This window comes from Rhizobium anhuiense bv. trifolii, from assembly GCF_024346605.1.
Taxonomy (GTDB): domain Bacteria; phylum Pseudomonadota; class Alphaproteobacteria; order Rhizobiales; family Rhizobiaceae; genus Rhizobium; species Rhizobium anhuiense.
This window is the reverse complement of sequence record NZ_CP098803.1, coordinates 1,047,474-1,071,575: the sequence shown is the minus strand read 5'-3', so window position 1 is coordinate 1,071,575 and position 24,102 is coordinate 1,047,474. Positions and strand designations below refer to the sequence as shown.

Annotated in this window: 18 protein-coding genes; 6 read left to right on the top strand and 12 right to left on the bottom strand. The window is 62.6% G+C overall.

The window, feature by feature from the left end; translation table 11 throughout:
- Nucleotides 1–80 precede the first annotated feature (80 nt).
- The 3 genes from NE851_RS13805 to NE851_RS13795 all read right to left on the bottom strand — a co-directional run bounded on the left by NE851_RS13805 (nucleotide 81) and on the right by NE851_RS13795 (nucleotide 4,466).
- The gene (locus NE851_RS13805) at nucleotides 81–2,612 is read right to left on the bottom strand and encodes a methyl-accepting chemotaxis protein (protein WP_047613639.1); all 2,532 of its coding nucleotides are present in this window, start codon (nucleotides 2,610–2,612) and stop codon (nucleotides 81–83) included.
- A gap of 313 nt (nucleotides 2,613–2,925) precedes the next feature.
- Nucleotides 2,926–3,069 (bottom strand): hypothetical protein, encoded by a 144-nt coding sequence (locus NE851_RS13800; protein ID WP_168332621.1) that lies wholly within the window; start codon nucleotides 3,067–3,069, stop codon nucleotides 2,926–2,928.
- Between the two features lie 197 nt (nucleotides 3,070–3,266).
- Nucleotides 3,267–4,466: a BaiN/RdsA family NAD(P)/FAD-dependent oxidoreductase gene (locus NE851_RS13795; protein ID WP_183908798.1), complete on the bottom strand. Its 1,200-nt coding sequence runs from the start codon at nucleotides 4,464–4,466 to the stop codon at nucleotides 3,267–3,269.
- Nucleotides 4,467–4,574: 108 nt separating this feature from the next.
- On the opposite strand from NE851_RS13795, the gene NE851_RS13790 reads away from it, so the two are divergent.
- The 5 genes from NE851_RS13790 to edd all read left to right on the top strand — a co-directional run bounded on the left by NE851_RS13790 (nucleotide 4,575) and on the right by edd (nucleotide 11,543).
- Nucleotides 4,575–6,011: a glutamine synthetase family protein gene (locus NE851_RS13790; RefSeq protein ID WP_047613636.1), complete on the top strand. Its 1,437-nt coding sequence runs from the start codon at nucleotides 4,575–4,577 to the stop codon at nucleotides 6,009–6,011.
- A gap of 12 nt (nucleotides 6,012–6,023) precedes the next feature.
- On the top strand, nucleotides 6,024–7,322 hold the full coding sequence (locus NE851_RS13785; RefSeq protein ID WP_097595974.1) for an NAD(P)/FAD-dependent oxidoreductase: 1,299 nt from the start codon (nucleotides 6,024–6,026) through the stop codon (nucleotides 7,320–7,322).
- 134 nt (nucleotides 7,323–7,456) lie between these two features.
- Nucleotides 7,457–8,932, top strand: a complete 1,476-nt coding sequence (gene zwf / locus NE851_RS13780; RefSeq protein ID WP_029868016.1) for a glucose-6-phosphate dehydrogenase — start codon at nucleotides 7,457–7,459, stop codon at nucleotides 8,930–8,932.
- Nucleotides 8,933–8,942: 10 nt separating this feature from the next.
- Nucleotides 8,943–9,641: a 6-phosphogluconolactonase gene (pgl, locus tag NE851_RS13775; protein ID WP_183908796.1), complete on the top strand. Its 699-nt coding sequence runs from the start codon at nucleotides 8,943–8,945 to the stop codon at nucleotides 9,639–9,641.
- A 78-nt stretch (nucleotides 9,642–9,719) separates the two neighbouring features.
- Complete coding sequence (edd, locus tag NE851_RS13770) at nucleotides 9,720–11,543, top strand: phosphogluconate dehydratase (protein ID WP_097595976.1); 1,824 nt, start codon at nucleotides 9,720–9,722, stop codon at nucleotides 11,541–11,543.
- An 82-nt stretch (nucleotides 11,544–11,625) separates the two neighbouring features.
- On the opposite strand, the gene NE851_RS13765 is transcribed toward edd, so the two are convergent.
- The 6 genes from NE851_RS13765 to NE851_RS13740 all read right to left on the bottom strand — a co-directional run bounded on the left by NE851_RS13765 (nucleotide 11,626) and on the right by NE851_RS13740 (nucleotide 18,682).
- Nucleotides 11,626–11,979: a hypothetical protein gene (locus NE851_RS13765; protein ID WP_047613630.1), complete on the bottom strand. Its 354-nt coding sequence runs from the start codon at nucleotides 11,977–11,979 to the stop codon at nucleotides 11,626–11,628.
- A gap of 176 nt (nucleotides 11,980–12,155) precedes the next feature.
- Nucleotides 12,156–13,244: an ABC transporter ATP-binding protein gene (locus NE851_RS13760; protein ID WP_029868020.1), complete on the bottom strand. Its 1,089-nt coding sequence runs from the start codon at nucleotides 13,242–13,244 to the stop codon at nucleotides 12,156–12,158.
- A 25-nt stretch (nucleotides 13,245–13,269) separates the two neighbouring features.
- Nucleotides 13,270–14,922: a beta-galactosidase BglA gene (gene bglA / locus NE851_RS13755; RefSeq protein ID WP_183908794.1), complete on the bottom strand. Its 1,653-nt coding sequence runs from the start codon at nucleotides 14,920–14,922 to the stop codon at nucleotides 13,270–13,272.
- Nucleotides 14,923–14,956: 34 nt separating this feature from the next.
- On the bottom strand, nucleotides 14,957–16,120 hold the full coding sequence (locus NE851_RS13750) for a carbohydrate ABC transporter permease (RefSeq protein ID WP_047613627.1): 1,164 nt from the start codon (nucleotides 16,118–16,120) through the stop codon (nucleotides 14,957–14,959).
- A gap of 1 nt (nucleotide 16,121) precedes the next feature.
- On the bottom strand, nucleotides 16,122–17,135 hold the full coding sequence (locus NE851_RS13745; RefSeq protein WP_183908792.1) for a carbohydrate ABC transporter permease: 1,014 nt from the start codon (nucleotides 17,133–17,135) through the stop codon (nucleotides 16,122–16,124).
- 185 nt (nucleotides 17,136–17,320) lie between these two features.
- Nucleotides 17,321–18,682: an ABC transporter substrate-binding protein gene (locus tag NE851_RS13740; protein ID WP_029868024.1), complete on the bottom strand. Its 1,362-nt coding sequence runs from the start codon at nucleotides 18,680–18,682 to the stop codon at nucleotides 17,321–17,323.
- A 297-nt stretch (nucleotides 18,683–18,979) separates the two neighbouring features.
- On the opposite strand from NE851_RS13740, the gene NE851_RS13735 reads away from it, so the two are divergent.
- Nucleotides 18,980–20,005, top strand: a complete 1,026-nt coding sequence (locus tag NE851_RS13735; RefSeq protein ID WP_063476339.1) for a LacI family DNA-binding transcriptional regulator — start codon at nucleotides 18,980–18,982, stop codon at nucleotides 20,003–20,005.
- A gap of 13 nt (nucleotides 20,006–20,018) precedes the next feature.
- Here NE851_RS13735 and folD read toward each other — a convergent pair whose 3' ends face one another.
- From folD to NE851_RS13720, 3 genes are all read right to left on the bottom strand, one after another.
- On the bottom strand, nucleotides 20,019–20,918 hold the full coding sequence (gene folD / locus NE851_RS13730) for a bifunctional methylenetetrahydrofolate dehydrogenase/methenyltetrahydrofolate cyclohydrolase FolD (RefSeq protein ID WP_029868027.1): 900 nt from the start codon (nucleotides 20,916–20,918) through the stop codon (nucleotides 20,019–20,021).
- Nucleotides 20,919–21,037: 119 nt separating this feature from the next.
- The gene (locus NE851_RS13725) at nucleotides 21,038–22,810 is read right to left on the bottom strand and encodes a GumC domain-containing protein (protein ID WP_183908790.1); all 1,773 of its coding nucleotides are present in this window, start codon (nucleotides 22,808–22,810) and stop codon (nucleotides 21,038–21,040) included.
- 186 nt (nucleotides 22,811–22,996) lie between these two features.
- Nucleotides 22,997–23,836: a WecB/TagA/CpsF family glycosyltransferase gene (locus NE851_RS13720; RefSeq protein ID WP_097595979.1), complete on the bottom strand. Its 840-nt coding sequence runs from the start codon at nucleotides 23,834–23,836 to the stop codon at nucleotides 22,997–22,999.
- Between the last annotated feature and the right edge of the window lie 266 nt (nucleotides 23,837–24,102).

Below are 24,102 nucleotides of genomic sequence, written 5' to 3'. Positions count from 1 at the left end.
GAAGCGCGATTTCTCGGCATAAACAGCAACGGCCCCGGAAAGTCCGGGGCCGTTCGCATGAAGACGGGGTCGGCCGGCGATCAGGCGGCGCGGTAGACCGGCGTGGCGGCTGCCTCGCCGTCGATCTTGAACTGCTGGATGAGCCGGCGCAGCGAATCGGCCTCGTCGGCCAGTTCGCGGCTGGCGGCGGTCGTCTCTTCCACCATGGCGGCGTTCTGCTGCGTCATCTGATCCATCTGGTTGACGGTCGCGTTGACGCTCTGCAACGCGTTGGACTGGTCGTGGCTGGCGCGGGCGATCATCTCGACATGCTGGCTGATCGTGACGATCTGGGCGCTGATCTTGGCAAGCACCGTGCCGGTCTCCTGCACGAACTGCGAGCCGGAATTGACCTCGTTGGTCGACTTGTTGATCAGCCCCTTGATCTCCTGCGCCGCGGCTGCGGAGCGCTGGGCCAGTTCGCGGACTTCCATCGCCACCACCGCGAAGCCCTTGCCGGCTTCACCGGCGCGCGCCGCCTCGATGCCGGCGTTGAGCGCCAGGAGATTGGTCTGGAAGGCGATCTCGTCGATGACGCCGATGATCTGCTCGATCTGGCGCGAGGCATCCTCGATGCGGCCCATCGCGTCGATCGCATTGCTGACGACGACGGCGGAATCGTCGGCGCTGCGCTTGGCCTGGCGGACGATCTGGTCGGCATCCTTGGCGCGTTCGGCCGACGAACGGACCGTGACGGTGATCTCGTCGACGGCGGCCGCGGTCTCTTCGAGCGAGGCAGCCTGCTGCTCGGTGCGCTTGGACAGATCCTCGGCCGACTGGGCCATCTGGTTGCCGTTGCCCTGGATCAGTTCGACATTGTCGCGGATCTGGCTCATCGTCGCCTGCAGGCGCATCATCGAACCGTTGAAATCCTGGCGCAGCTGTTCGAGACGGCCGATGAACGGCGTTTCGATCGTCGTCGAGATATCGCCCTGCGACATGCGTTCGAGGCCGGCGGCAAGTGCATTGACCGCAAATTCGATCTGACGATCCATCTCGTGCTTTTCGGCGTCGTTGCGCTGGCGCTCATGTTCGGCGGCGGCACGCTCCTCGTCGCTCTGCTCCTCGATGCGGATCTTCGAGATGGCGTTTTCCTTGAAGATGCCGAGCGCGCGAGCCATGTCGCCGATTTCATCGTGACGCTGCTCGCCCGAGATGCTGGTTTCCAGCGCCCCTTCGGCAATGCGGCGCATGGCGGCGGTGATCTGGCTGATCGGGCGCTGCAGCGTCAGCACCAGGGCGATGCCGCCGAGGATCGACAGGAGGATGCCGAGACCGGTGGTCATGACCGAGATGCTGTTTGCCTGGGTGCGCTCGGTGCCGGCCGTCTGCTTCTGCAGCTCGGCGAAATCGGTCAGCTTCGTCCAGATCTGGTCGAGCTCCTGGCGGGCGGCGGCATAGGCGGTGACGCGCTCGCTGATCGTATCGACGATCTTCGAGCCGCCGCCGGAAATGGCGTCGAGCGCCGGCTGGATCGCGCCCGATATGCCTTCGGCAAAGCCCATGCCCTTGGCGCTGGTGGTCAGCACCTGCATATCCTTGCCAAGCGTGCCGGCCTGCTGCTGCAGGCGTACGAGATTATCCTTGCTGGAGTTGGAGAGGAAATCGGAAAGGACGATCTGCAGCGCATAGACGGAGTTTTCCAGCCGCCGCGTATCCTGAAGGACGGAGTTGGTCTGGGCGATGCGGCCCTCGAGCTCGGCGAAACGCTGGGTCGCCTCGCGCATCTTCTGCGTTGCCGTCAGCTGCGTATAGGTCGAGGTCTGGCGGAAGCGCGACACGAGGCGGCCGAGTTCGGCGATGTCCTCGTCGGTCGGAGCGGGCAGCTGAGCGATCGCCTTGATGCTGTCGATGGTTGCGGTCAGCGCGTCGATGACGTTCTTCTGGTTGGTCGGAACCGAAATGGCGATCTGCCGCTGGGCTTTGATGATCGCAGGCATCTGTCCGTTGATGAAGGCGATCTTGTCCTGCGGCGTTTGCGGCTTGCTGTAGCCGCTGGCGACGGTGCCGAGGAAGTCGCCGCCCTTCAGCAGGCGGTCGGCGGTGCGCAGCGTGATGGTGGCGGCGCCCTCGTCGTTCTGGAGCGCGGTCTGCAATTCCTCGGCCTGGTAGGAGACCGTGAAACGGGTGCTGATCAGGCTCTTCTGTGCGGCATCGATCTGCTCATGCAAAGCCTGTTCCTGCTCATGCAGGGCCCAGAGCTTGTCGACGACGCCCGATATGTCCTTGGTGCGGCGCGATGCCTCGGCAAGGCTGTCGCGGCCGGCGGCCTCTTCACCGACCTGGTTCAGCGTCCGGTCGAGCACGCCCTGCTGGGTCTTCAGTTCCGCGGTCAGCTTGTCGCGTGCCTCCGGGCTGGTGACGCGCAGGAAATCGTCCATCGAACCGTAGAGATCCTTGAAGCCGCTCAGCGACTGCAGCACGCTGTTGGATATTTCCATGCGGCCCTGCAGAAGTCCGGAAGCGTAGAGGCCCGTCAGGCCTACCGCCGAAATGGTGACGACGAAGGGCAGAACGAAGATCAGAACCTTCGTCTTGATCCTGAAGCGGGAAAGAATCTTGTCAATCAACATGGCGTTCCGGGCCTTTCATACACCACTCCTCCCGCAGGCAGCCACATGGCGCCAGCCGGGTACACATCAAGCCGTTCTTAAATTTACATTGGGGAACCCGGAGGCCAGGCGGCAGTCATTGCCAGTTCATGTCCAAACAACTTGGAGATGCCCAAATAATCGCGGGCAATTGTGTCAGATTAGATATTAATTTTCGGATAAGCGGTTATGGCGGGTTAAGCCAAGGCGGTGAAATAGTTGCAGATTGTAAGCCGCAACGCCGCAGCGCGGCGATCAGCATGCCGCTATGTTCTTTCCAGGTCTACCGACAGGATCAGATGAAGTGCGAGAGCAGCAGCGCGAGGCTGGCGGCAGTGGCGCCGGCGGCAAGCATCAGATAACGCAGGGTCACCATCCGGGCGTTCGGCTTTGCCTCGGCAATTGCGATGGCGCGGGCGCGTCGTGTGTTTCTGGTCATGCGCGAAACCTCACTTCTCTCTGACACAACAATCCAACAAAACGGCTTGCCGGTAAAGCATTATCTAGGAACGATTTTGCAAACCGCCAATTGAGACAGGATGGCGCACCTCTCTTAAGAAGTCTTGAATCGGCTTTGGTCTTTGTCTTATGCAAGTCGTTCTCCCAAAGCCGCTGGGCACTTTTGGGCGACATGTATTAAGCGCATTCACCGGCGGCAAATCCGGAGGCCCAGGCCCATTGGAAATTATAGCCGCCGAGCCAGCCGGTGACGTCGACACATTCGCCGATGAAATAAAGCCCGGGCACGGCCTTTGCCTCCATGCTGCGGGAATCCAACGCTGCCGTGTCGATGCCGCCGAGCGTCACTTCGGCGGTGCGGTAACCTTCCGAGCCGGACGGTTTGACGGCCAAGCTCTGGGCGCCGGCGGCCAGGCGCAGCAGCGCCTTGTCAGGCAGGTCGGCCATGTTGCCGGAGATCTTTTCGCGCTCGACGAGAAATTGCGCCAGCCGCTTCGGCAGGATGTCGCCGAGTGCCGTCTGCGGCGACTGGCGGCCATTGAGCTGCTTTGCCCGCTTCAGATGCGCCGCAATGTCGATATCCGGTTCGATCGCAACGACGATTTCGTCGCCTTCGCGCCAATAGGAAGAGATCTGCAGGATGGCGGGGCCGCTTAAGCCTCGATGGGTGAACAGCAGTGCTTCGCGGAAGGCGGTCCTGCCGTGGCGGATTTCGGCCGGGGCGGCAATGCCGGCGAGCGGCGCAATGCTCTCGAGCAGGCCGGGATCGAGCGTCAGCGGCACCAGGCCGGGTCGGGTTTCGAGCACGGCCAAGCCGAACTGTTCGGCGAGGCGATAGGCAAAGCCGGTGGCGCCCATCTTCGGGATCGACTTGCCGCCGGTCGCGACGATCAGCGACGATGCTTCATAGGCGCCCTCGCCGGTCGAGACGCGAAAGCCCGCGTCCGTCCTTTCGACGCCTGCTATCTCGGCGCCGAGATGCAGCGCTGCGCCTGCCATGCGCATCTCATCCAGCAGCATGCGGATGATGTCCTTGGCGCTGTCGTCGCAGAAAAGCTGGCCCAGCGTCTTTTCATGCCAGGCAATGCCGTGGCGGTCGACCATGGCGATGAAATCGACGGGGGTGAAACGGGCGAGCGCCGACTTGCAGAAATGCGGATTGGCGGAGAGGAAATTCTTCGGCCCGGCATGGATATTGGTGAAATTGCAGCGGCCGCCGCCCGATATGCGGATCTTCTCACCAGGCGCCCTTGCGTGATCGAGAACCACGGCCGACCGGCCGCGTTTTCCCGCGCGGATGGCCGCCATCATGCCCGCCGCCCCGGCGCCGATGACGATGACGTCGCTTTTGCGCTGCAAACCCGTTTCCCCGATCAAGACAGCGTCTTCTTTTCCATCAAAGGGCGAAAGTCAACGTTTGGCACCCCTCGCCAATTGGCAAAGTCTGGTTATGATGGCGCCACGATCAACGCAAACCGGTGTGTCATGTCCCCAAAAAAGACGACGCTGAAGCCTGCCAGAAACGTACCCGCCTCGACGAAAGCTCCCCCGGACCCCGGATCCCTGCGCGGCGTTGCGAACTGGAAGGAAGCAGCGCGGTGGCTGCGGGACAGGGGCATCGAAGACATCGAATGCATCACGCCGGACCTTGCCGGCGTTGCGCGCGGCAAGATGATGCCAAGCTCGAAATTCACCTCGAACACCTCGTTGGCCCTGCCATCGGCGATCTACCGGCACACGATTTCGGGCGAATATCCCGACGAGACGGAGAGCTTCCGCTACGAGCCGCGCGACAGCGACCTGAAGCTGATGCCCGACCTTTCGACGCTGTCCGTCGTGCCCTGGGAAACCGACCCGACGGCGCAGGTGATCTGCGACATCGTCGATTCGGACGGCGGCGAAGTGCCCTATACGCCGCGCAACGTGCTGAAGCGCATCATGAGCCTCTATCATGACCGCGGCTGGAAGCCGATCGTGGCGCCCGAGATCGAATTCTATCTCGTCGCCAAGAATGACGATCCCGATTATCCGCTGCACCCGCCCAAAGGCCGGTCCGGCCGTTCGATCCTCGGCGGCCAGGGTTATTCGATCGCCGGCATCAACGAATTCGACGAACTGATCGACGATGTCTACCATTTCTCGGAGAAGCAGGGGCTGGAGATCGATACGCTGATCCACGAGGAGGGACCGGCGCAGCTCGAGATCAATCTGCGCCACGGCAATCCGATCGAGCTTGCCGACCAGGTGTTCCTGTTCAAGCGCACGATCCGCGAGGCGGCGCTGAAACACGACATCTATGCGACCTTCATGGCCAAGCCGATGCAGGGCCAGCCGGGTTCGGCGATGCATATCCACCAATCGGTGGTCAATATCGAGACCGGCCAGAACATCTTCTCCAATGCGGACGGATCGGCCTCGAAGGAGTTCTTCCATTTCATCGGCGGCATGCAGAAATTCGTGCCGAGCGCGATGGCGATGCTGGCGCCCTACGTGAATTCCTACCGGCGCCTGCAGCCCGATATGTCCTGCCCTGTCAACAATGCCTGGGGATACGACAACCGGACGACCGCCTTCCGCGTTCCGGTTTCAGATCCGCAGGCGCGGCGCGTGGAAAACCGGTTGCCGAGTTCGGACGCCAATCCCTATCTGGCACTCGCCGCCTCGCTGGCCGCCGGCCTGCTCGGCATCATGAAAGAAATCGAGCCGACGGCGCCGACCGAGGATTCGGCCAATGAGGGTTCGATCGACCTGCCGCGCGGCCTGCTCGAAGCCGTGGCGCTGCTCGAGGACGAGCCCGCTTTCGAGGAGATATTCGGCAAGCAGTTCATCGGCCTTTATGCCGGCGTCAAGCGCGGCGAGTTCGAGACCTTCATGCAGGTGATTAGCCCCTGGGAGCGGGAATTCCTTCTGCTCAACGTGTGAGGGAAAGCATCCATGGCATCGCAGGAGATGTGGCAGAGCCCGATCGCGCCCGGGCTATCGTGGTATCAGGCAACTGTCGGGGAACGGCCGACCTATGCCGCGCTCGACGGTTCGATAACATCGGACGTCGCCATCATCGGCGGCGGCTATACCGGCCTGCAGGCCGCCTACCATCTTGCCAAATCGGGCGTTTCGGTGGTCCTGATCGAGGCCTGCCGCTTCGGTGACGGGGCATCCGGGCGTAATGGCGGTCAGCTCGGCACCGGCCAGCGCTGGTGGCCGGAAGAACTCGAAGAGACGATCGGCTACGAACGCTCGAAGGCGCTGTTTAATCTTGCCGAGGCGGCCAAGCGCCATCTCCTCGATTTCGCCCGCGAGCATCAGATCGAGATCGACTATGTGCCCGGCCAGCTCAACGTCGCACATAAGGCGAGCTACAAACGCGCCTATTACGAAAATGCCGAGATTGCCGCACTGCGTTACGACTATCCGCATATCAGCTTCATGGACGAGAAGGAAACCCAGGAGCGGCTTGGCTCGAAGCGGTTCCATTGCGGCGTGCGCGATGTCGGCACCGGCCATATCCATCCGCTGAAGCTGCTGGTGGGGTTGGCGCGGGTCGCCGCCAATGCCGGTGCCGCGGTTTTCGAGATGACCAGGGCAAAGGCGATCCGCCAGGGCGGCGGCAAGGTGACGATCGAAACCGAAAGGGGGACGATCACCGCCGAGCGCGCGCTGATCGCCTGCGACGCCTATATCGACGGCCTCGAACCGGTGACCGCAAGCCATATCATGCCGATCCGCTCCTTCATCGGCGCCACGGCCCCGCTCGACGGGCATCCCAGCGTGCTGCCGGGCGGCGAGGCGGTGGCCGATTCGCGCTTCGTCGTGCGCTACTTCCGCAAATTCGGCGACGGCCGTCTGCTCTTCGGCGGGCGCGAAGCCTATACGGCGGACAATCCGCGGGACATTTCGCAGCATATTCGCCGGCAGATCGCCGAGATCTATCCTGACCTGAAAAACATCGACATCACCCATGCCTGGGGCGGCAGCGTCGGCATCACCATGCCGCGCCAGCCCTTCGTGGCCGAGGTCATGCCCGGGGTCATCTCGATCGGCGGTTATTCCGGCCATGGCGTCATGCTGTCAAACTACTGTGGCAAGCTCTATGCGGAAACGGTGCTTGGGAAATCCGGCGATCTCGACCTGTTCACATCGCTCGATATTCCCGCCTTTCCCGGCGGAGCCCGCATGCGCGCGCCGTTGCTTTTCCTCGCCTTGTCGTGGTTTGCGCTTCGCGACAAGTTTTAGTCCGATTGCGGATTTCCTCTTCCGGAAATTCGCTCTAAAACCGGTGCCTGACAGATTCATTGCACTGCACACTGGCTTTTTTAAATCGATTAGATTAAAAGGGCCGCCAACCAGCCTGATTGAGAGACAAGCTCATGAGCAGCCAGATCATTCCCGTTGAGCCCTTTGATTACGTCGTCTTCGGCGGCAGCGGCGACCTTGCCGAACGCAAATTGTTGCCCGCCCTCTATCATCGCCAAATCGAAGGCCAATTTACCGAACCGACCCGCGTGATCGGCGCCTCGCGCAGCCCATTGACGCACGAGGAATACCGCAAATTCGCCAGGGACGCGCTGAAGGAGCACCTGAAGAAGGGAGAATATGACGAGGCGGAGGTCGAGAAATTCTGCGCCCGCCTCTACTACGTCTCGGTCGACGCCCGCACCGATGCCGGCTGGGATCAGCTGAAGAAGCTGCTCGACGAAGGCAAGGAACGCGTGCGCGCCTTCTATCTGGCGGTCGCGCCCGGCATCTTCGGCGACATTTCGCAGAAGATCCACGACCACAAGCTGATCACCAAGTCGACCCGCATCGTCGTCGAGAAGCCGATCGGCCGCGACCTCGCCTCGGCACTGCAGCTCAACGACACGATCGGCCGCGCCTTCAAGGAAGAGCAGATCTTCCGTATCGACCACTATCTCGGCAAGGAGACGGTGCAGAACCTGATGGCGCTGCGCTTCGCCAACGCGCTTTATGAGCCGCTGTGGAACGCCAACTACATCGACCACGTGCAGATCACCGTGGCTGAATCGGTCGGCCTCGAAGGCCGCGCCGGCTATTACGATACGGCCGGCGCGCTGCGCGACATGGTGCAGAACCACATTCTGCAGCTGCTCTGCCTGACGGCGATGGAAGTGCCCTCGTCGATGGATTCGGAAGCCGTTCGCGACGAGAAGCTGAAGGTGCTGCGAGCGCTGAAGCCGCTCAATGCCTCGAATGTCGAGCAGGCGACGGTGCGCGGCCAGTACCGCGCCGGCGCATCGGGCAGCGGCCCGGTCAAGGGCTACCTTGAAGAACTCGAAGGCGGCGTTTCGAACACCGAAACCTTCGTCGCCATCAAGGCCGAGATCAACAACTGGCGCTGGGCCGGCGTTCCCTTTTACATCAGAACCGGCAAGCGCCTGACCGGACGCATGTCCGAGATCGTCATCACTTTCAAGCCGATCCCGCATGCGATCTTCGACCAGGCGGCCGGGCGCATCGTCGCCAACCAGCTGATCATCCGCCTGCAGCCGGACGAGGGCGTCAAGCAGTCGCTGATGATCAAGGATCCGGGTCCGGGCGGCATGCGCCTGCGTAACGTGTCGCTCGACATGAGCTTCGCCCAGGCCTTCAACGTCCGCAATCCCGACGCCTACGAGCGTCTGCTGATGGATGTGGTCCGCTCCAACCAGACATTGTTCATGCGCCGCGACGAAGTCGAAGCCGCATGGAGATGGGTCGATCCGATCCTCAAGGGTTGGGAAACGACCGGCCAGCAGGTGCAGGGCTATACGGCCGGCACTTGGGGTCCGAGCCAGGCCATCGCGCTGATCGAGCGCGACGGCCGCACCTGGCACGACGAGATCTAGGACGACATCGATGGCATCGACCCTGCATTCCTTCGCCAGCGCCGCAGACCTTGCCGGCAGCCTCGCCGACAAGGTCGCGAGCACGCTTTCGGCGGCGATTGCCGCCCGTGGAACGGCGTCCATCGCCGTTTCCGGCGGTTCCACCCCGAAGGCCTTCTTTCAGGCGCTGTCGACGCGCGACATCGCCTGGAACAAGGTGACGATCACCCTCGTCGACGAACGTTTCGTGCCGGCCGACAATCCGCGCTCGAACCATCTGCTGGTCGATGCCAATCTGCTGCAGAACAAGGCAAAGGCGGCACGCTTCCTGCCGCTCTATCAGGATACAGCCTCCGTGGAGGAGGCAGCCTCGCTCGCAACCGAGAAGACCAGGGCGATCAGCTCACCCTTCGACATCGTCATCCTCGGCATGGGCGGCGACGGCCACACGGCCTCGTTCTTTCCCGGCGGCAGCAATCTTGCCACGGCGCTCGATCCATCGACGCCGCGCGGCATCATCACCATGGAAGCGGAAGGAGCCGGCGAGCCGCGCCTGACCTTCACCTTCTCCAGTCTTGAGGATGCCGCACTCCTGGTTCTCCATATTGAGGGCGAAGGCAAAAAAGACGTTCTCGCCAAGGCGGAAGGCAGCGGTGACGAAGCAGAAATGCCGATCCGCGCCGTTCTGCGCCGGGCCACTTCCCCGGTCGAGATCTACTGGGCTCCCTGATCGGCCGTCAATCCGGACCGAGATTCAGGCCAGAGCCGCCGAAACAGATAGAGACAACGAACAAGGCAGGGATATTCCATGTCCGCTCACGCACGCATTTCCGCGATCACCGATCGCATTGTCGAACGCTCGAAGCCAAGCCGCGAGCGCTACCTGGAACGCCTGCGCGCCGCCGCTTCCAAGGGTGTCGCCCGCTCCGTGCTCGGCTGCGCCAACCTTGCCCACGGCTTTGCGGTCTGTTCCCCCGCCGAGAAAGATGCGCTCGCCGGCGACCGCATCGCCAATCTCGGCATCATCACCGCCTATAACGACATGCTCTCGGCCCACCAGCCGTTCGAGACCTATCCGGCGATCATCCGCGAGGCGGCCGCCGAGGCGGGCGGCGTGGCGCAGGTGGCCGGCGGCGTGCCGGCGATGTGCGACGGCGTCACCCAGGGACAGCCGGGCATGGAGCTCTCGCTTTTCTCGCGCGACCTGATCGCCATGTCGGCGGGCGTCGGCCTGTCGCACAACATGTTCGATGCCGCCCTCTTCCTCGGCGTCTGCGACAAGATCGTGCCAGGCCTCGTCATCGCAGCCCTGTCCTTCGGGCACCTGCCGTCGATCTTCGTTCCGGCCGGTCCGATGACGACAGGCCTGCCGAACGACGAGAAGTCGCGCGTGCGCCAGCTCTTCGCCGAGGGCAAAGTCGGACGCGCCGAGCTGCTCGAGGCGGAATCGAAATCCTATCATGGCCCGGGCACCTGCACCTTCTACGGGACCGCCAATTCCAACCAGATGCTGATGGAGATCATGGGCTTCCACATGCCCGGCTCCTCCTTCATCAATCCCGGCACGCCGCTGCGCGAAGCGCTGACGCGCGAAGCCGCCAAGCGGGCGCTGGCGATTACCGCGCTCGGCAACGAATTCACGCCGGCGGGCGAGATGATCGACGAGCGCTCGATCGTCAACGGCGTCGTCGGCCTGCATGCGACGGGCGGCTCGACCAACCACACGCTGCACCTCGTCGCCATGGCGCGGGCGGGCGGCATCCATCTCACCTGGCAGGACATCGCCGAGCTTTCGGAAATCGTGCCGCTGCTTGCCCGCGTCTACCCGAACGGGCTTGCCGACGTGAACCATTTCCAGGCGGCCGGCGGCATGGGCTTCCTCATCAAGGAACTCCTGAAGCACGGGCTGGTGCATGACGACGTGCGCACCGTCTTCGGCCAGGGTCTCGCAGCCTATACGGTCGATGCCCGCCTCGGCGAAAACGGCGGCGTTCTGCGCGAACCCTCGCCTGACAAGAGCGTCGATCCCAAGGTTCTCTCCAGCATCGAAACGCCGTTCCAGGCGAATGGCGGGCTGAAGATGCTGCGCGGCAATCTCGGCAAGGCGGTCATCAAGATATCGGCCGTCAAGCCGGAGCGTCACATCATCGAAGCGCCGGCGATCATCTTCCACAGCCAGCAGGAACTGCAGGACGCCTTCAAGGAAGGCAAGCTCAACCGCGATTTCATCGCCGTCGTGCGCTTCCAGGGCCCGAAGGCGAACGGCATGCCGGAGCTGCACAAGCTGACGCCGCCGCTCGGCGTGCTGCAGGACCGCGGCTTCCGCGTGGCGCTCCTGACCGACGGGCGCATGTCCGGCGCATCCGGCAAGGTGCCGGCAGCCATCCACGTCACCCCGGAAGCGGTCGACGGCGGCCCGATTGCCCGCATCCGCGAAGGCGACATCATTCGCCTGGACGCGATCAAGGGCACGCTGGAACTGCTCGTCGATGCCGCCGATTTGGCCGAGCGCGAGCCGGTGACCGTCGATCTCTCCGACAATGAATTCGGCATGGGCCGCGAGCTCTTCGCACCGTTCCGCCGCGCCGTCGGCGCTTCGGACCAGGGCGCGAGCGTGCTCTTCCACCACTGAGCGTGGCCGATCACAGACGACAAAACCCGCGGAGCGCACGAAGCACCCCGCGGGTTTTCTGTATCAGTCCCAGCGCTACCCGTCAGGCGCGAATATCGAGAACATAGTCGCGGTGCGCCGGATGGGTGCTGTAGACGAAGATCTTGTTCAGCTCCTTCTGCGTCAGCAGGCGCAGGAAGCGGACCTCGATCGTATTGTTGGCATTGACCTTCATCAGCAGGCAACCGACCTTGGTGATGCGGGCATCCGGAATATCCAGATAGAACTGCTTCGGCAGGTTGAACTGGGTCAGAATCGCGAGTGTCGCGCTGCTCATCGAGATCCGGACAATGTCGCAGCGGCGAGACGCCGCGTGCATGACGCCCTTTTCCGTATATTCGATGCGCGCGGCATTCATGGTGTCCTCCATCTTGAACCGCGCCTCGCGGTCGTACATGAAGGATTCTTCCTTGCTCAGGAAATGAGATTTTGGCTGTGACGGATTGGAAGCGGCCACGTGCTTATCCCCCTCATAAATTAACGAGGAAAAGGTAGCAGCCGATCTTTAACAGAAAGTGAGAATTTGGCCCGTCCCGTACAATTCTTGGGATGACTACCCCAAAAATGGCCGCCTCATTTCCGGTAGGTATGACCGGTTGCGTCAAAGAGATGCAACTTCTGCCTGTCGGCGGCAAACCGCATCCGCTGGCCCTTCTTCACATCGTAAATGCCGGGCAACTTGACAACGATCGGTTCGCCCGGGACCAGGCCTTCGATATAGAGCAACGTCACTTCGCCGAGCGCTTCGACGATCGACACCTCGCCTTCGAAAAGGTAGTCGGCGCCGTCGGCGATCCTCAGATCCTCCGGACGAACGCCGAAGCTTGCCTGCTTGCCTGCTTCCGACGCGTCGGTCGCCACATCGAGCGTCACGGACATGCCGCCGGTCAGCGTCACCGTCGTCTGGCTTCCGGTTCCGGCCACCGTCGCCGGGATGATGTTCATCGCCGGCGAGCCGATGAATTTCGCGACGAAGAGGTTGGCCGGGCGCTCATAGAGCTCCAGCGGCGCACCGACCTGCTCGATATTGCCGGCGGAGAGAACGACGATGCGATCGGCGAGCGTCATCGCCTCGACCTGGTCGTGGGTCACGTAGATCATCGTCGTATCGGCCATCTGTTCGTTCAGGCGGGCGATCTCGATGCGGGTGGCGACACGCAGCGCGGCATCGAGGTTGGACAGCGGCTCGTCGAACAGGAAGACCTTCGGATCGCGGCAGATGGCGCGGCCGATCGCCACGCGCTGGCGCTGGCCGCCGGAAAGCGCCTTCGGCAGGCGATCGAGATATTTGGTGAGCTGCAGGCTCTCGGCCGCCGCCCGGACACGGCGGTCGATTTCCTGCTTGCTTTCGCCGGCGATCTTCATGCCGAAAGCCATGTTGTCGAAGACGGTCATGTGCGGGTAGAGCGCGTAGGACTGGAAGACCATGGCGATGCCGCGCTTGGAGGGCGGCACGTCATTGACGAGATGGCCGTCGATATACATCTCGCCGCCCGTGATCGCCTCGAGACCGGCGATCATGCGCAGAAGCGTGGATTTTCCGCAGCCGGACGGACCGACGAAGACGATGAATTCGCCCTGTTTGATATCGAGGTCGATCCCGTGGAGAACGTCCACGGAACCGTAGGATTTGCGAATATCCTTCAGCGTCAGTCCAGTCATTTTTCTCTCCCCTATGTTCGGTTCCTTAGGCCAGACGGGCGAAATACGCCCCCCAGGCCGGAATATCGATCTTGTCGCCATAGTTGTTGCTGGTAAAGCCATGGCCCGTCAATGCCTGCCATTCTCCCGCCGGCAGAGTGACGGCGGCCTCAGCCGGGCTCATGTTGAAGATGCAGAGCAGCTTCTCATTGCCGTATTCGCGCGTAAAGACCAGGGCATCGCCCTGCTGCTCCTCGAATTCGATCTCGCCCTTGGCAAAAGCCGGGTGCAGCTTGCGGAAGGCGATGAAGCGGCGATAGTGCTCCAGCACCGAAGCCTCGTCGCCCTGCTGGACGCTGACGGCGCGCAGGATATGCTCGACCGGCACCGGCAGCCAAGGCTTGACGCTGGAGAAGCCGCCCTGGGCGACCTGGCTGTCCCAGACCATCGGCGTGCGGCAGCCGTCACGGCCCTTGAATTCCGGCCAGAACTGGATGCCATAGGGGTCCTGCAGATCCTGGTAGGCAAGATCGGCCTCGGTCAGGGCCAGTTCCTCGCCCTGATAGAGGCAGACGGAACCGCGCAACGTCATCAGCAACGAGGCATAAAGCTTGGCGAAGGCGTCGTGATCGGCGACCAGCCCGCCCCAACGGCTGACATGGCGCATGACGTCGTGATTGGAGAAGGCCCAGCAGGCCCAGCCATCAGGCGCGGCAGCTTCGAAATCCTCCATCACCTCCTCGACGCGCTCCGGGGTCAGCGGATCGGGCGCCAGGAACTCGAAGGCGTAGCACATATGCATCTTGTCGTTGCCGGAAGTGTATTCGCCGACGATCTCGAGGCCGCGCTGGCTGTCGCCGACTTCGCCGACGGCGGCAATTGCCGGGAACTCCTCGAGAACGGCGCGGAAGCGCTTCAGGAAGGCAAGGTTCTCCGGGCGATTCTTGTCGTAGAGATGCTCCTGGAAATTATAGGGATTGACCGCCGGCGCCGTCGAAGCGTTGCGGCGCTCGGGAGCGAGCGCGGGATTGTCGCGCAGTTGCGTGTCGTGGAAATAGAAATTGATGGTGTCGAGGCGGAAGCCGTCGACGCCGCGATTGAGCCAGAAGCGCACGACATCGAGCAGACGATCCTGAACTTCGGGATTATGCAAGTTCATATCCGGCTGCGAGGTCAGGAAATTGTGCAGGTAATACTGCATGCGCGTCGGATCCCACGCCCATGCGGAGCCGCCGAAGATCGACAGCCAGTTGTTCGGCGGCGTACCGTCCGGCTTGGCGTCGGCCCAGACATACCAGTCGGCCTTGGCATTGGTCTTGCTGGAGCGGCTCTGGACGAACCAGGGATGCTGATCCGAGCTGTGGGAGATGACGAGGTCGATCATCACGCGGATGCCGAGGCGATGGGCCTCAGCGATCATCGTGTCGAAATCCACCAGCGTCCCGAAGATCGAATCGACATTCTCGTAGTCGGAAACGTCATAACCGAAATCGCGCATCGGCGAGGTGAAGAAGGGCGAGATCCAGATCGCATCGACGCCGAGGCTTGCCACATGCGGCAAGCGGGCGGTGATGCCCTTCAGGTCGCCGATGCCGTCACCGTTCGAATCCTGGTAGGAGCGCGGGTAGATCTGGTAGATCACCGCCCCACGCCACCAGTCCTTGTCGGGGGTCGAGATCGATTGGGAAGCCACGTTCATGGAATATCCTGTTTGAAGTCACGTTCGGGAATGGTCAGCCTCCCTTGACCGAGCCAGCCAGCAGACCGCGCACCAGGTAGCGCTGCAGCCCGAAGAAGACGAGCAGCGGCACGATGATGGTGACGAAAGCCGACGCCGTCAAAATCTCCCAGTTGCCGCCGCGCGAGCCGAGCAGCGCGTTCAGGCTGCCGGTGAGCACGAGGTGGTCCTTGTCGGTGCCGAGGAAGACCATGGCGACGAGCAGGTCGTTCCACACCCACAGGAACTGGAAGATGGCGAAGGAGGCGAGTGCCGGGAAGGACAGAGGCAATACGATGCGGACGAAGATCTCGAAGTCGCTGGCGCCGTCGACGCGGGCGGATTCGATGATCTCCTTCGGCAGGCCGGCGATATAGGCCCGCAGGAGATAGATGGCGAGCGGCATGCCGAAGGCGGTGTGGGCCAGCCAGATGCCGGGATAGGTCTTCGACGGCTGGCCGAGCATGCCGCCGATCTCGTTGTAAAGACGCAAGAGCGGGATCAGCGACATCTGCAGCGGCACGACGATGAGGCCGACGACGAGCGCAATCAGCAGGCCGCGGCCGGGAAACTCCATCCAGCTCAGGGCGTAGGCGGCGAAAGCGGCAATCAGGATCGGGATGATCGTCGCCGGGATCGTCACCGTCAGCGAGTTGATGAAGGACTGGCCGATGCCCTCGCCTGTCAGAACCGTGTTGTAGTTCTGCATGGTGAATTCCGGCGGCGCCGAGACGGACGCATAGATGCGCCGCGGACGTTGGTCGGGCGAAAAGGCGGCGTTCTTCATATAGCGATAGCTGCCGTCGCTGTTGATCTGCAGGGTTTCGCCGTCGCCGAGATCGGCGGTCTCGCCGGCCTTGTAGGCGGCGGGCTGCTGCACACGGTTGCCGAAGGCCTTCACCGAGCGGCCGGTCTGGCCTTCCAGCACATTGCCGGAGATGACGTAGGCCGCACCTTCCTGCTGCTGCTGGTCCGGCGTGCCCAAGCGGACGGCGACGGTCTGCGTCGAGCCGACGAAGGCCGTCCACCAGCCGGAGACGACGATCTGGTCCTTGTCGCGCAGCGCGCTGACGAAGATGCCGAGCGTCGGGATCAGCCAGATGATGACGATCAGCAGAACGGCGGCGTGAACGAAGAGACGGGCGGGGCCGATCTTGAAGTAGCTTCCGGCAGCGGTCATCTCAGTGCCCCTTCAGTTCGCGATTGGCGCGGCGCACGTTCCACACCATGATCGGCGTGACGGCGAGCATGATGATGATGGCGATAACCGCACTTCGGCCGGAATCGCCGCCGCCGCGGAACATCCAGTCGAACATCAGGTTCGCCAGCACCATCGTCTGCCACTGGCCGTTGGTCATGGTCAGCACGATGTCGAAGACCTTGAGGACGAGGATGGTGATCGTCGTCCAGACGACGGCGATCGAGCCCCAGACCTGCGGCACCATGATGCGCCAGAAGATCTGCCAGCCATTGGCGCCGTCGATGACGGCGGCCTCGATCGTCTCCTCGGGGATGCCGCGCAGAGCGGCCGACAGGATGACCATGGCGAAACCGGTCTGGATCCAGATCAGGATGACCATCAGGAAGAAGTTGTTCCAGAAGGGAATGGAGATCCACACCTCGGGCGTGCCGCCGAAAGTCTGGACGATGGCGTTCAGCAGGCCGATCTGAACGTCGTTGCCGCCGCGATATTCATAGATGAATTTCCAGATGACCGAGGCGCCGACGAAGGAGATCGCCATCGGCATGAAGACGATGCTTTTCGCGATATTGCCCCACCAGATGCGATCGGTCATCACCGCGATGACGAGGCCGAAGAAGGTGCAGGCGGCCGGCACGACGGCGAGCCAGAGGATGTTGTTGAAGATCGACTGGCGGAATTCGCGGTCGCCGATCGCCCATTTGTAATTGGCGAGGCCGACGAAGTGCAGACCGGCACGGTCGTAAAAGGAGAGGATGAAGGTCGCAACGACGGGATAGACGAGATAGACGATGAGCAGGAAGAGCGCCGGGCCGATGAACAACCACGGCCGGATCAGCGCGCGGCGGTTGAGATTGCGCGATGCGGCGCGGATGTCGCCATCCTTCACCGGCAGAGCGAGATCCAGAATCTTGTTCGAAAAATAGAAATAGGCCGAGCACGCGAAAACGGCGACGACCACGACGCCCAAAGCGGACACTATCTGCGACAGCATTTCGTCCCTCCCCTGCTTCCCCTGATCTTATCCCAACCGGTTTTTATGCTGACGGGTCAACGCCGGTCATGGTCAATCTCTTTGTATTGCCCAATCACAATATATCCTGCGATGGCCGGGCTCTTTTCGAGCCCGGCCAGTCATGCAAGCCATGCCGCCGGCAAGCCGGCGGCATAATTTGAAGATTACTTGATGCCGTCCCAGGCGCTCTGGATTTCGCCAGCGGCCTCTTCGGCGGACTTGCCGCCGACGAAATCGACCATGCCCGTCCAGAAGGCGCCGGCGCCGATCTTGCCCGGCATCAGGTCGGAACCGTCGAAGCGGAAGGTAGTGGCCGAGGTCAGGATCTCGCCTTCCTTCTTCATCTGCGGATTGGCATAGGCCTCGGTGCTGACACCCTTGTACGGCGTCAGGAAGCTCGACTGCGCCATCCAGACCTCATGCGCGATCGGGGTCTTCAGGAAGTCGATGAAGGCGCGGGCCGTCTTCGAGTCCTTGGCGATCGAGACGAGCGTGCCGGCGCCGAGAACCGGCTTGCCGAGCTCGGGATGCGACGCATAGGTCGGCATGTAGAAGAAGTCGGCATCCTGGCCGAGCTTCGTGCCCTCAGGGAAGAAGGACGGGATGAACGAGGCCTGATGGTGCATGTAGCACTTCGGCGGAACGGCGAAGAGGCCCTTCGGGCTGTCGCGGAAATCGGTCGAGGCCACCGCGGCGACGCCGCCATCGACGTATTTCTCGTTCTTGGCGAACTTGCCGAATTCGTCGATCGCAGCAACGACGGCCGGATCGGTGAACTTCAGCTCGTTGGTCGTCCACTTGTCGTAGGCTTCGGGCGGCTGCATGCGCAGCATCAGGTCTTCGACCCAGTCGGTCGCCGGCCAGCCGGTGGCGCCGCCGGAACCGAGACCGATGCACCAGGGAACGCCGCCATCCTTGACGATCTGGTCGGTCAGGGCATGCAGCTCTTCCATAGTCGTCGGGATCTTGTAGCCGGCTTCCTCGAAATTCTCCGGAACATACCAGACGAGCGATTTCACGTCGGCCTTATAAGGGAAGGCGTAGAAGGCTTCCTTGCCGTCCTTGCCCTTGTAGGTGCCGTAACCGACCCAGCTGTCGCCGGCGCCGTAATTGTCCTTGATCCACTTGGAGTTGTCATCGCCGAGCGGTGTCAGGAAGCCCTTGCTGGCGAGATCGGCCAGGAGGCCAGGCTGCGGCAGAACCGCAATGTTCGGCGGCGAGCCTGCCTGCGTATCGATGACGATCTGCTGTTCGTAATTTTCGGAAGAGGAGTATTTGACATCGATGCCGGTGGCTTCGACGAAATAGGCAAGAACGCTCTGGAAGAACGCCTCGTCCTCGCCGCGCCACGGCCCGAAGATCGTCAGCGGCTGGCCCTTCAGATCGGCGTGAGCGGCCTTGAATTCGTCATAGCTCTTCCAGTTGAACTTGGAATCCTGCCCCGGCGCAAATTTCAGATCGGCTGCAGACGCAGTACCGGCAAAAAGCGCTGCCACGGCAACGCCCATCAAAAATGACTTTTTCATGTGATCAACCTCCCATCACAATCCCAACTGCGCCGAACTCCCTTAAATGGAAATTTCAAAGCGCTTTGACACCCAACTCATTTCACTTTCGGTGGAATGGAGTCAAGTCATTTCGCGAAAACCCGCCGTGAACACGCGGGATATCGCAGCGCAGCGACGCCTCTCGGGAAATATGGAGCGATTTTTCTTGAGTCAAGCGCGCCAAATGCTACATATTTGAAAGCGCTTTGAATGTCGCTGGGAGGCGGCAGGCCTTTTCAAGACGGCCGCAGGGCGGGCCCGGAGGAAGCATAACAGGTGAATCTCAAACAGCTATCGGAATTGCTGGGGCTGTCGCAGACGACGGTGAGCCGAGCGCTCAATGGTTATCCCGAGGTCAACGAGGCGACCCGGGAGCGCGTGCTCCAGGCTGTCAAGGAAACCGGATACCGGCCGAACAAGGCGGCGCAGCGGCTTGCGACCGGCAAGGCAGGCTCGATCGGCCTCGTCATGCCGACGGCGCCCGGCCACCAGTCCGACGTGCATTTCGGCGAATTCCTGGCCGGGCTCGGCGAAGAGGCCGTGCGCCACGATTTCCACTTCGTCATCATGCCGGCCGATCCGGATGACGAGGTGGGCGCGCTCCGGCGCCTGGCGATCAGCGGCAATGTCGATGCAATGTTCGTCGCCTATATGCGCGGGCACGACCCGCGGCTTGCCATGCTGAAATCGCTCTCCATGCCCTATGTCGTGCACGGCCGCTCCTTCGGTTCCGAGCCCGACTATCCCTATCTCGATATCGACAATGAAGCGGCCTTCTACGATGCGACGCGGCTGTTGCTGCAGCTCGGCCATACGCGCTTTGCGCTGATGAACGGACCGATGCATCTCGATTTCGCCATCCGCAGGAAGAACGGCGTCATATCAGCCCTTGCCGAACGCGGACTCGTGCTCGACGAGGGCAGCATGAGCCATACGCTGATGACGGACGAACAAGGCCTGCTGGCGATGGAACATTTCCTGCAATTGCCGGAGCGCCCGACGGCAATCCTCTGCTCCAGCACGGTGCTGGCGCTCGGCGCGATCCGCGCGGTCAACCAGGCGGGATTGCGGCTCGGGGAGGATATCTCGCTGATCGCCCATGACGACGTGCTGCCGCTGCTGAAACCGGAAAACTTCTCGGTGCCGCTGACGACGACACGCTCTTCGTTGCGGGCGGCGGGCGTCCGTATCGCCCAGCGGCTGATCGGCACGGTAAAGCAAGCCGGCCCCTTCCCCGACCAGGAGCTCTGGAAGACCGAACTGATCGTCAGGGCCTCGACCGGCCCTGTTCCCCAGGTTTAGAGCATCCCGAACTTCAAAACTGCGGCGGCGTCTGTCCCGCGGTACGATGAGCGGCGATGACGGTGTTGGCCATCAGCATGGCGATGGTCATCGGCCCGACACCGCCGGGAACCGGGGTGATGGTGCTGGCGACCGCCGAGACTTCCTGGAAGGCGACGTCGCCGACCAGCCGGGTCTTGCCCTCACCTCTTTCGGGTGCCGGAATACGGTTGATCCCGACGTCTATGACCGTCGCACCTGGCTTTACCCAATCGGCCCTGACCATTTCCGGCCGGCCGACGGCGGCGACCAGGATATCGGCATTGCGGCAGACCTCGGAAAGGTTCTTCGTTCTGGAATGCGCGATCGTCACCGTCGCATTGGCGTTGAGCAGCAATTGCGCCATCGGCTTGCCGAACAGGTTGGAGCGGCCGATGACGACGGCGTTGAGGCCGGAGAGATCCTCGCCATGGGTGCGGCGGACGAAGACCATGGCACCGGCCGGCGTGCAGGAGACCAGGCCGGTCTTCAGGTCGCCGGTGGCGAGCTTGCCGGCATTGACGACGCTCAAGCCGTCGACATCCTTTTCGGGCAGGATCGACTGGATGATCGGCTCGCTGTCGAGCGGCTTCGGCAGCGGCAGCTGCACCAGGATGCCGTGGATCGAGGGATCGGCATTGAGGGTGGCGACGAGGGCTGCCAGCTCCTCCTGCCTGGTTTCGGCCGGCAGCGTGTGCTGGACGGACTTGAAGCCGCATTCCTTGGCCATGCGGCTCTTGGAGCTGACATAGGCGTGGCTTGCCGGATCGTCGCCGACGATGACGACCGCAAGGCCGGTGGTGACGCCGCTGCTCTTTTCCAGCGCTGCCGTCGCACTCTTGACCGTCTGAATTACCGATGCAGCTACGTTCTTGCCGTCGATTACTGTCGTCACACGTCTCTCCGCCCTGTTTCGCGTCAATCTATGGATAGTCGGCGAGCGTCAAATGCCCGCTAACGCCCTATCCTGTCGGAAAGCAGCAAGGCAATATCAAAAATGCAAGGAAATGTTCGTCAGCGCAGCGGCTGCCGCGCTTCGAGCGCATGAACACGAAGCCGGTCGCGCAGCCCGGAGATCTCGGAGCGCAACACCTCCATCTCGTCGACCGGTGCGGGAACGGGCGGAAGTACCGGCGGCGGCGAGGCCTGCGGCCGGGATAGCGGCATTTCCGCATGCGCGGCAGCAGCGATGGGCCGGCGCAGGCGCAGCAGGAAAGCCGCGGCAAGACCGACCGCCAGACCCATGGCAGCGCCGGCCAGCAAGCGGCCAATCCAGCCATCCCTCGCCGACACCGCTGTTGCCAGCGCCGGCTTCATCAGCGTGATATGACCGTCGGCAGCCGTTGCCGCCGATGCGGAATCCGCATCTTCCAGGCGCGAACGCGCGGCATTGGCCTTCTCGCCGAGTTCGGTCAGCCGGGAAAGATCGACGCCGGTATCCCGGCTCTGGGCGATCAGCGTGTTGCGGCGGTCATTCAGGCCCTTGCGCGCATCGACGGCGGCCTTGGCGGCGACATTGGCGGTCTGGGCAAGACGGGTCAGTTCCTTGCCCATATTCTCCTTCAGACCATCGGTTTCAGCCTGCTGCTGCAGGAGGCGCGGATGGCGCGGGCCAAGCTCGGCAGAAAGCTGGGCAAGCGCGGTTCTGGCGACGGCATATTTGTCGCGCCAGTCCTGCAGCGCCGGCGAGAGCATATCGGAGGGCAATGAACCGTCGAGCACCTCGGGAAGTTTCGCCGCCTTGAGCCGGTCGGCCTGCGCCTTGGCGGAAAGGATGTTTTGGTCGGCCTGTTTCAGATCGGCATCGAGCCGGTCGATCTGGCGGCGAAGGTCGATCGCCACCTTGACGTTGCCCTCGCCGCTCTTGGCCGTGAAGGCGGCAAGCTCCGCCTTCGCCTCGTCATAGGCCTTGCGCAAAGCGGTGTCGGTTTCGCCGTTGCCGCCGGGTCGGTCTGCTGCGGAAACCGTTTCGGCAAGCCTTGCAGCGATGCGCATGGATTTGCCGCCATCGCCTGTTGTCACCCTCAGGAGGATCGTGCCGGCGGCGGCATCGGGCAGGATCTCGACCGCATGCTTCAGTGTCGCCTCGGCGCGCGAGGCCGGATCGGCAGCCGCACCGGTCGCCGAGAGGAGATCGAGCGCAACGCCAAGCGCATTGGCGCCGGGGCCGGCAAATTCGGGATCGCGATCGAGTTTCAGGGCGGCGACCGTCGAAGCAACCATGCGCGCCGTCAGCAGCCCCTTTGCCGCGGCCTGGGTAAAGGCAGCGCGGCTTGCAGCATCTGTCTTCACCGCAAGCGTCGCTTCGGCACGGTAGAGGGTTGGCGACGCCGGCATCAGCGCCGGCAGGCCCGCTCCGACGACCGTCGGGACGGCGATCGTCATTGCAAGACCAATGCCGCTCAGACGACGGCGCGGCCTGGCCGGCCGAGGCGCCGCGGGTTCTTCACGGATAACGGCCAGCAGTTCGGGTGAGCGCACCGGCTCGCCGGCCGGAGCAGCCAGTTCCTCGTGGCGCGCCGGCTCCTCAGAAAGCAGATGGCCGACATCATTGGCGGCCCGGAGGCGGTTGCCGAGGATGGTTTCGATGCGGTCGACCAGCGGTGCTGCGTGCGCCGCCATGGCGCGCTGCTCTTCCAGCGCGCGGCCGATGGCGCGCAGCAGTTCGGCCTCGGGCGGCGCGATACCGGCCCGCTTCGATCGGGGCGATCGATACGAATCGTCATGGGCACGCGGCTCAGCGGCTGCGCGATCGTGAAAACTGCTTCTGGCCCTGATATCGTACATTTGCGCCACATCTCATGCACTTGATGGCCGGCTTCGTTCATCCGCACGGAGGCCGATGATTAAACCAATCTAAATATTCATGGCAAAGAAATGGTTAACCGCAGCGTGTAAAAAACTGGGGTGAGCTAAAGCGCTTCGCAAGCTCTTGGTTTTTAGGCAAAACCGCGGCCCTTTGCGCGACGCGCTCTAGCTCGCTTTCTTATGCTCCGACCGCGGCTGCAGAGCGGTGCCGTGCTCTTCCGGGTAGCTGAGGATCCTTTCGCGCCGGCGGAAGCGGTAGCGCAGGACATGGAAGAGGAAGACCGGGATGCCGATGACGTAACGGCGCCAGAGGCGCGTCGGCTCCTGCAGCAGGCGATAGGCCCATTCCAGGCGCATCATCCTCACCGTCCTCGGCGCACGCGGGACGGCGCCGGAAACGAAGTCGAAGAGAGCGCCCACCGTCAGCACCAGGCGCGCATGATCGGCGCGGATATTGTCGTGGACCCATTTCTCCTGCAGCGGCGTTCCCATGCCGACGATCAGGATATCGACTTTCTGGCGCTCCAGCTCCTCGGTGACGACGGAGGAATCGACCTTATCGAAATAACCGTCGGAAATGACGACGAATTCATGCCAGGGCGTATGCCTGCGGAAATTTTCCGCCGCCGCCTCGACGACCGAGCGCGTGCCGCCGATCAGACCGATGCGGCGCGGGGCCTCCATGAAGGTGAGGAAGGCCGGCACGAAATCGGTGCCGTTCAGATTGGCGGGAAATGGCGCGCCATGGGCGATCTGCGATGCGATGTTGAGACCGATGCCGTCCGGCAGCACCAGATTATGCGACATGATCCGGTAATATTCGTCGTCGCGCAGCGCCGTCAGCATGTTGTGGGCGTTGACGAAGCAAACCACGGTCTGGCCGACGGGAATGGAGGCCAGCTCGTTGATGAAAACGAGGGCGTCGTCCCAGCCGAGATCGCAGACCGGCAGATCGAAAATCGTCCGCCGCGATGCGAGCACCGCGAAGTTTGCAATCAGATTCATTCCTACCTCCTGCCGAGGGTGCTGCATGCGCCCGACATCCCGGAAAACAAGCCCATATTTCCGCACCGGAGGTCTCGAAAGAACCGGTCGCGTGACGCCGGGACGGCGTCACCCCGATCCCGGAAGGCGGCGCAAGCCAAGCTGTGAGACCTGATATAACAGGATGGTTTCAAACAACCCTTAGGAAAATTCCTTGAATTTCAATGCTCGCATAAGTGGTTTATTAACCATGTGCACCAATGAAAAAAGGCGCCCTGCGGCGCCGT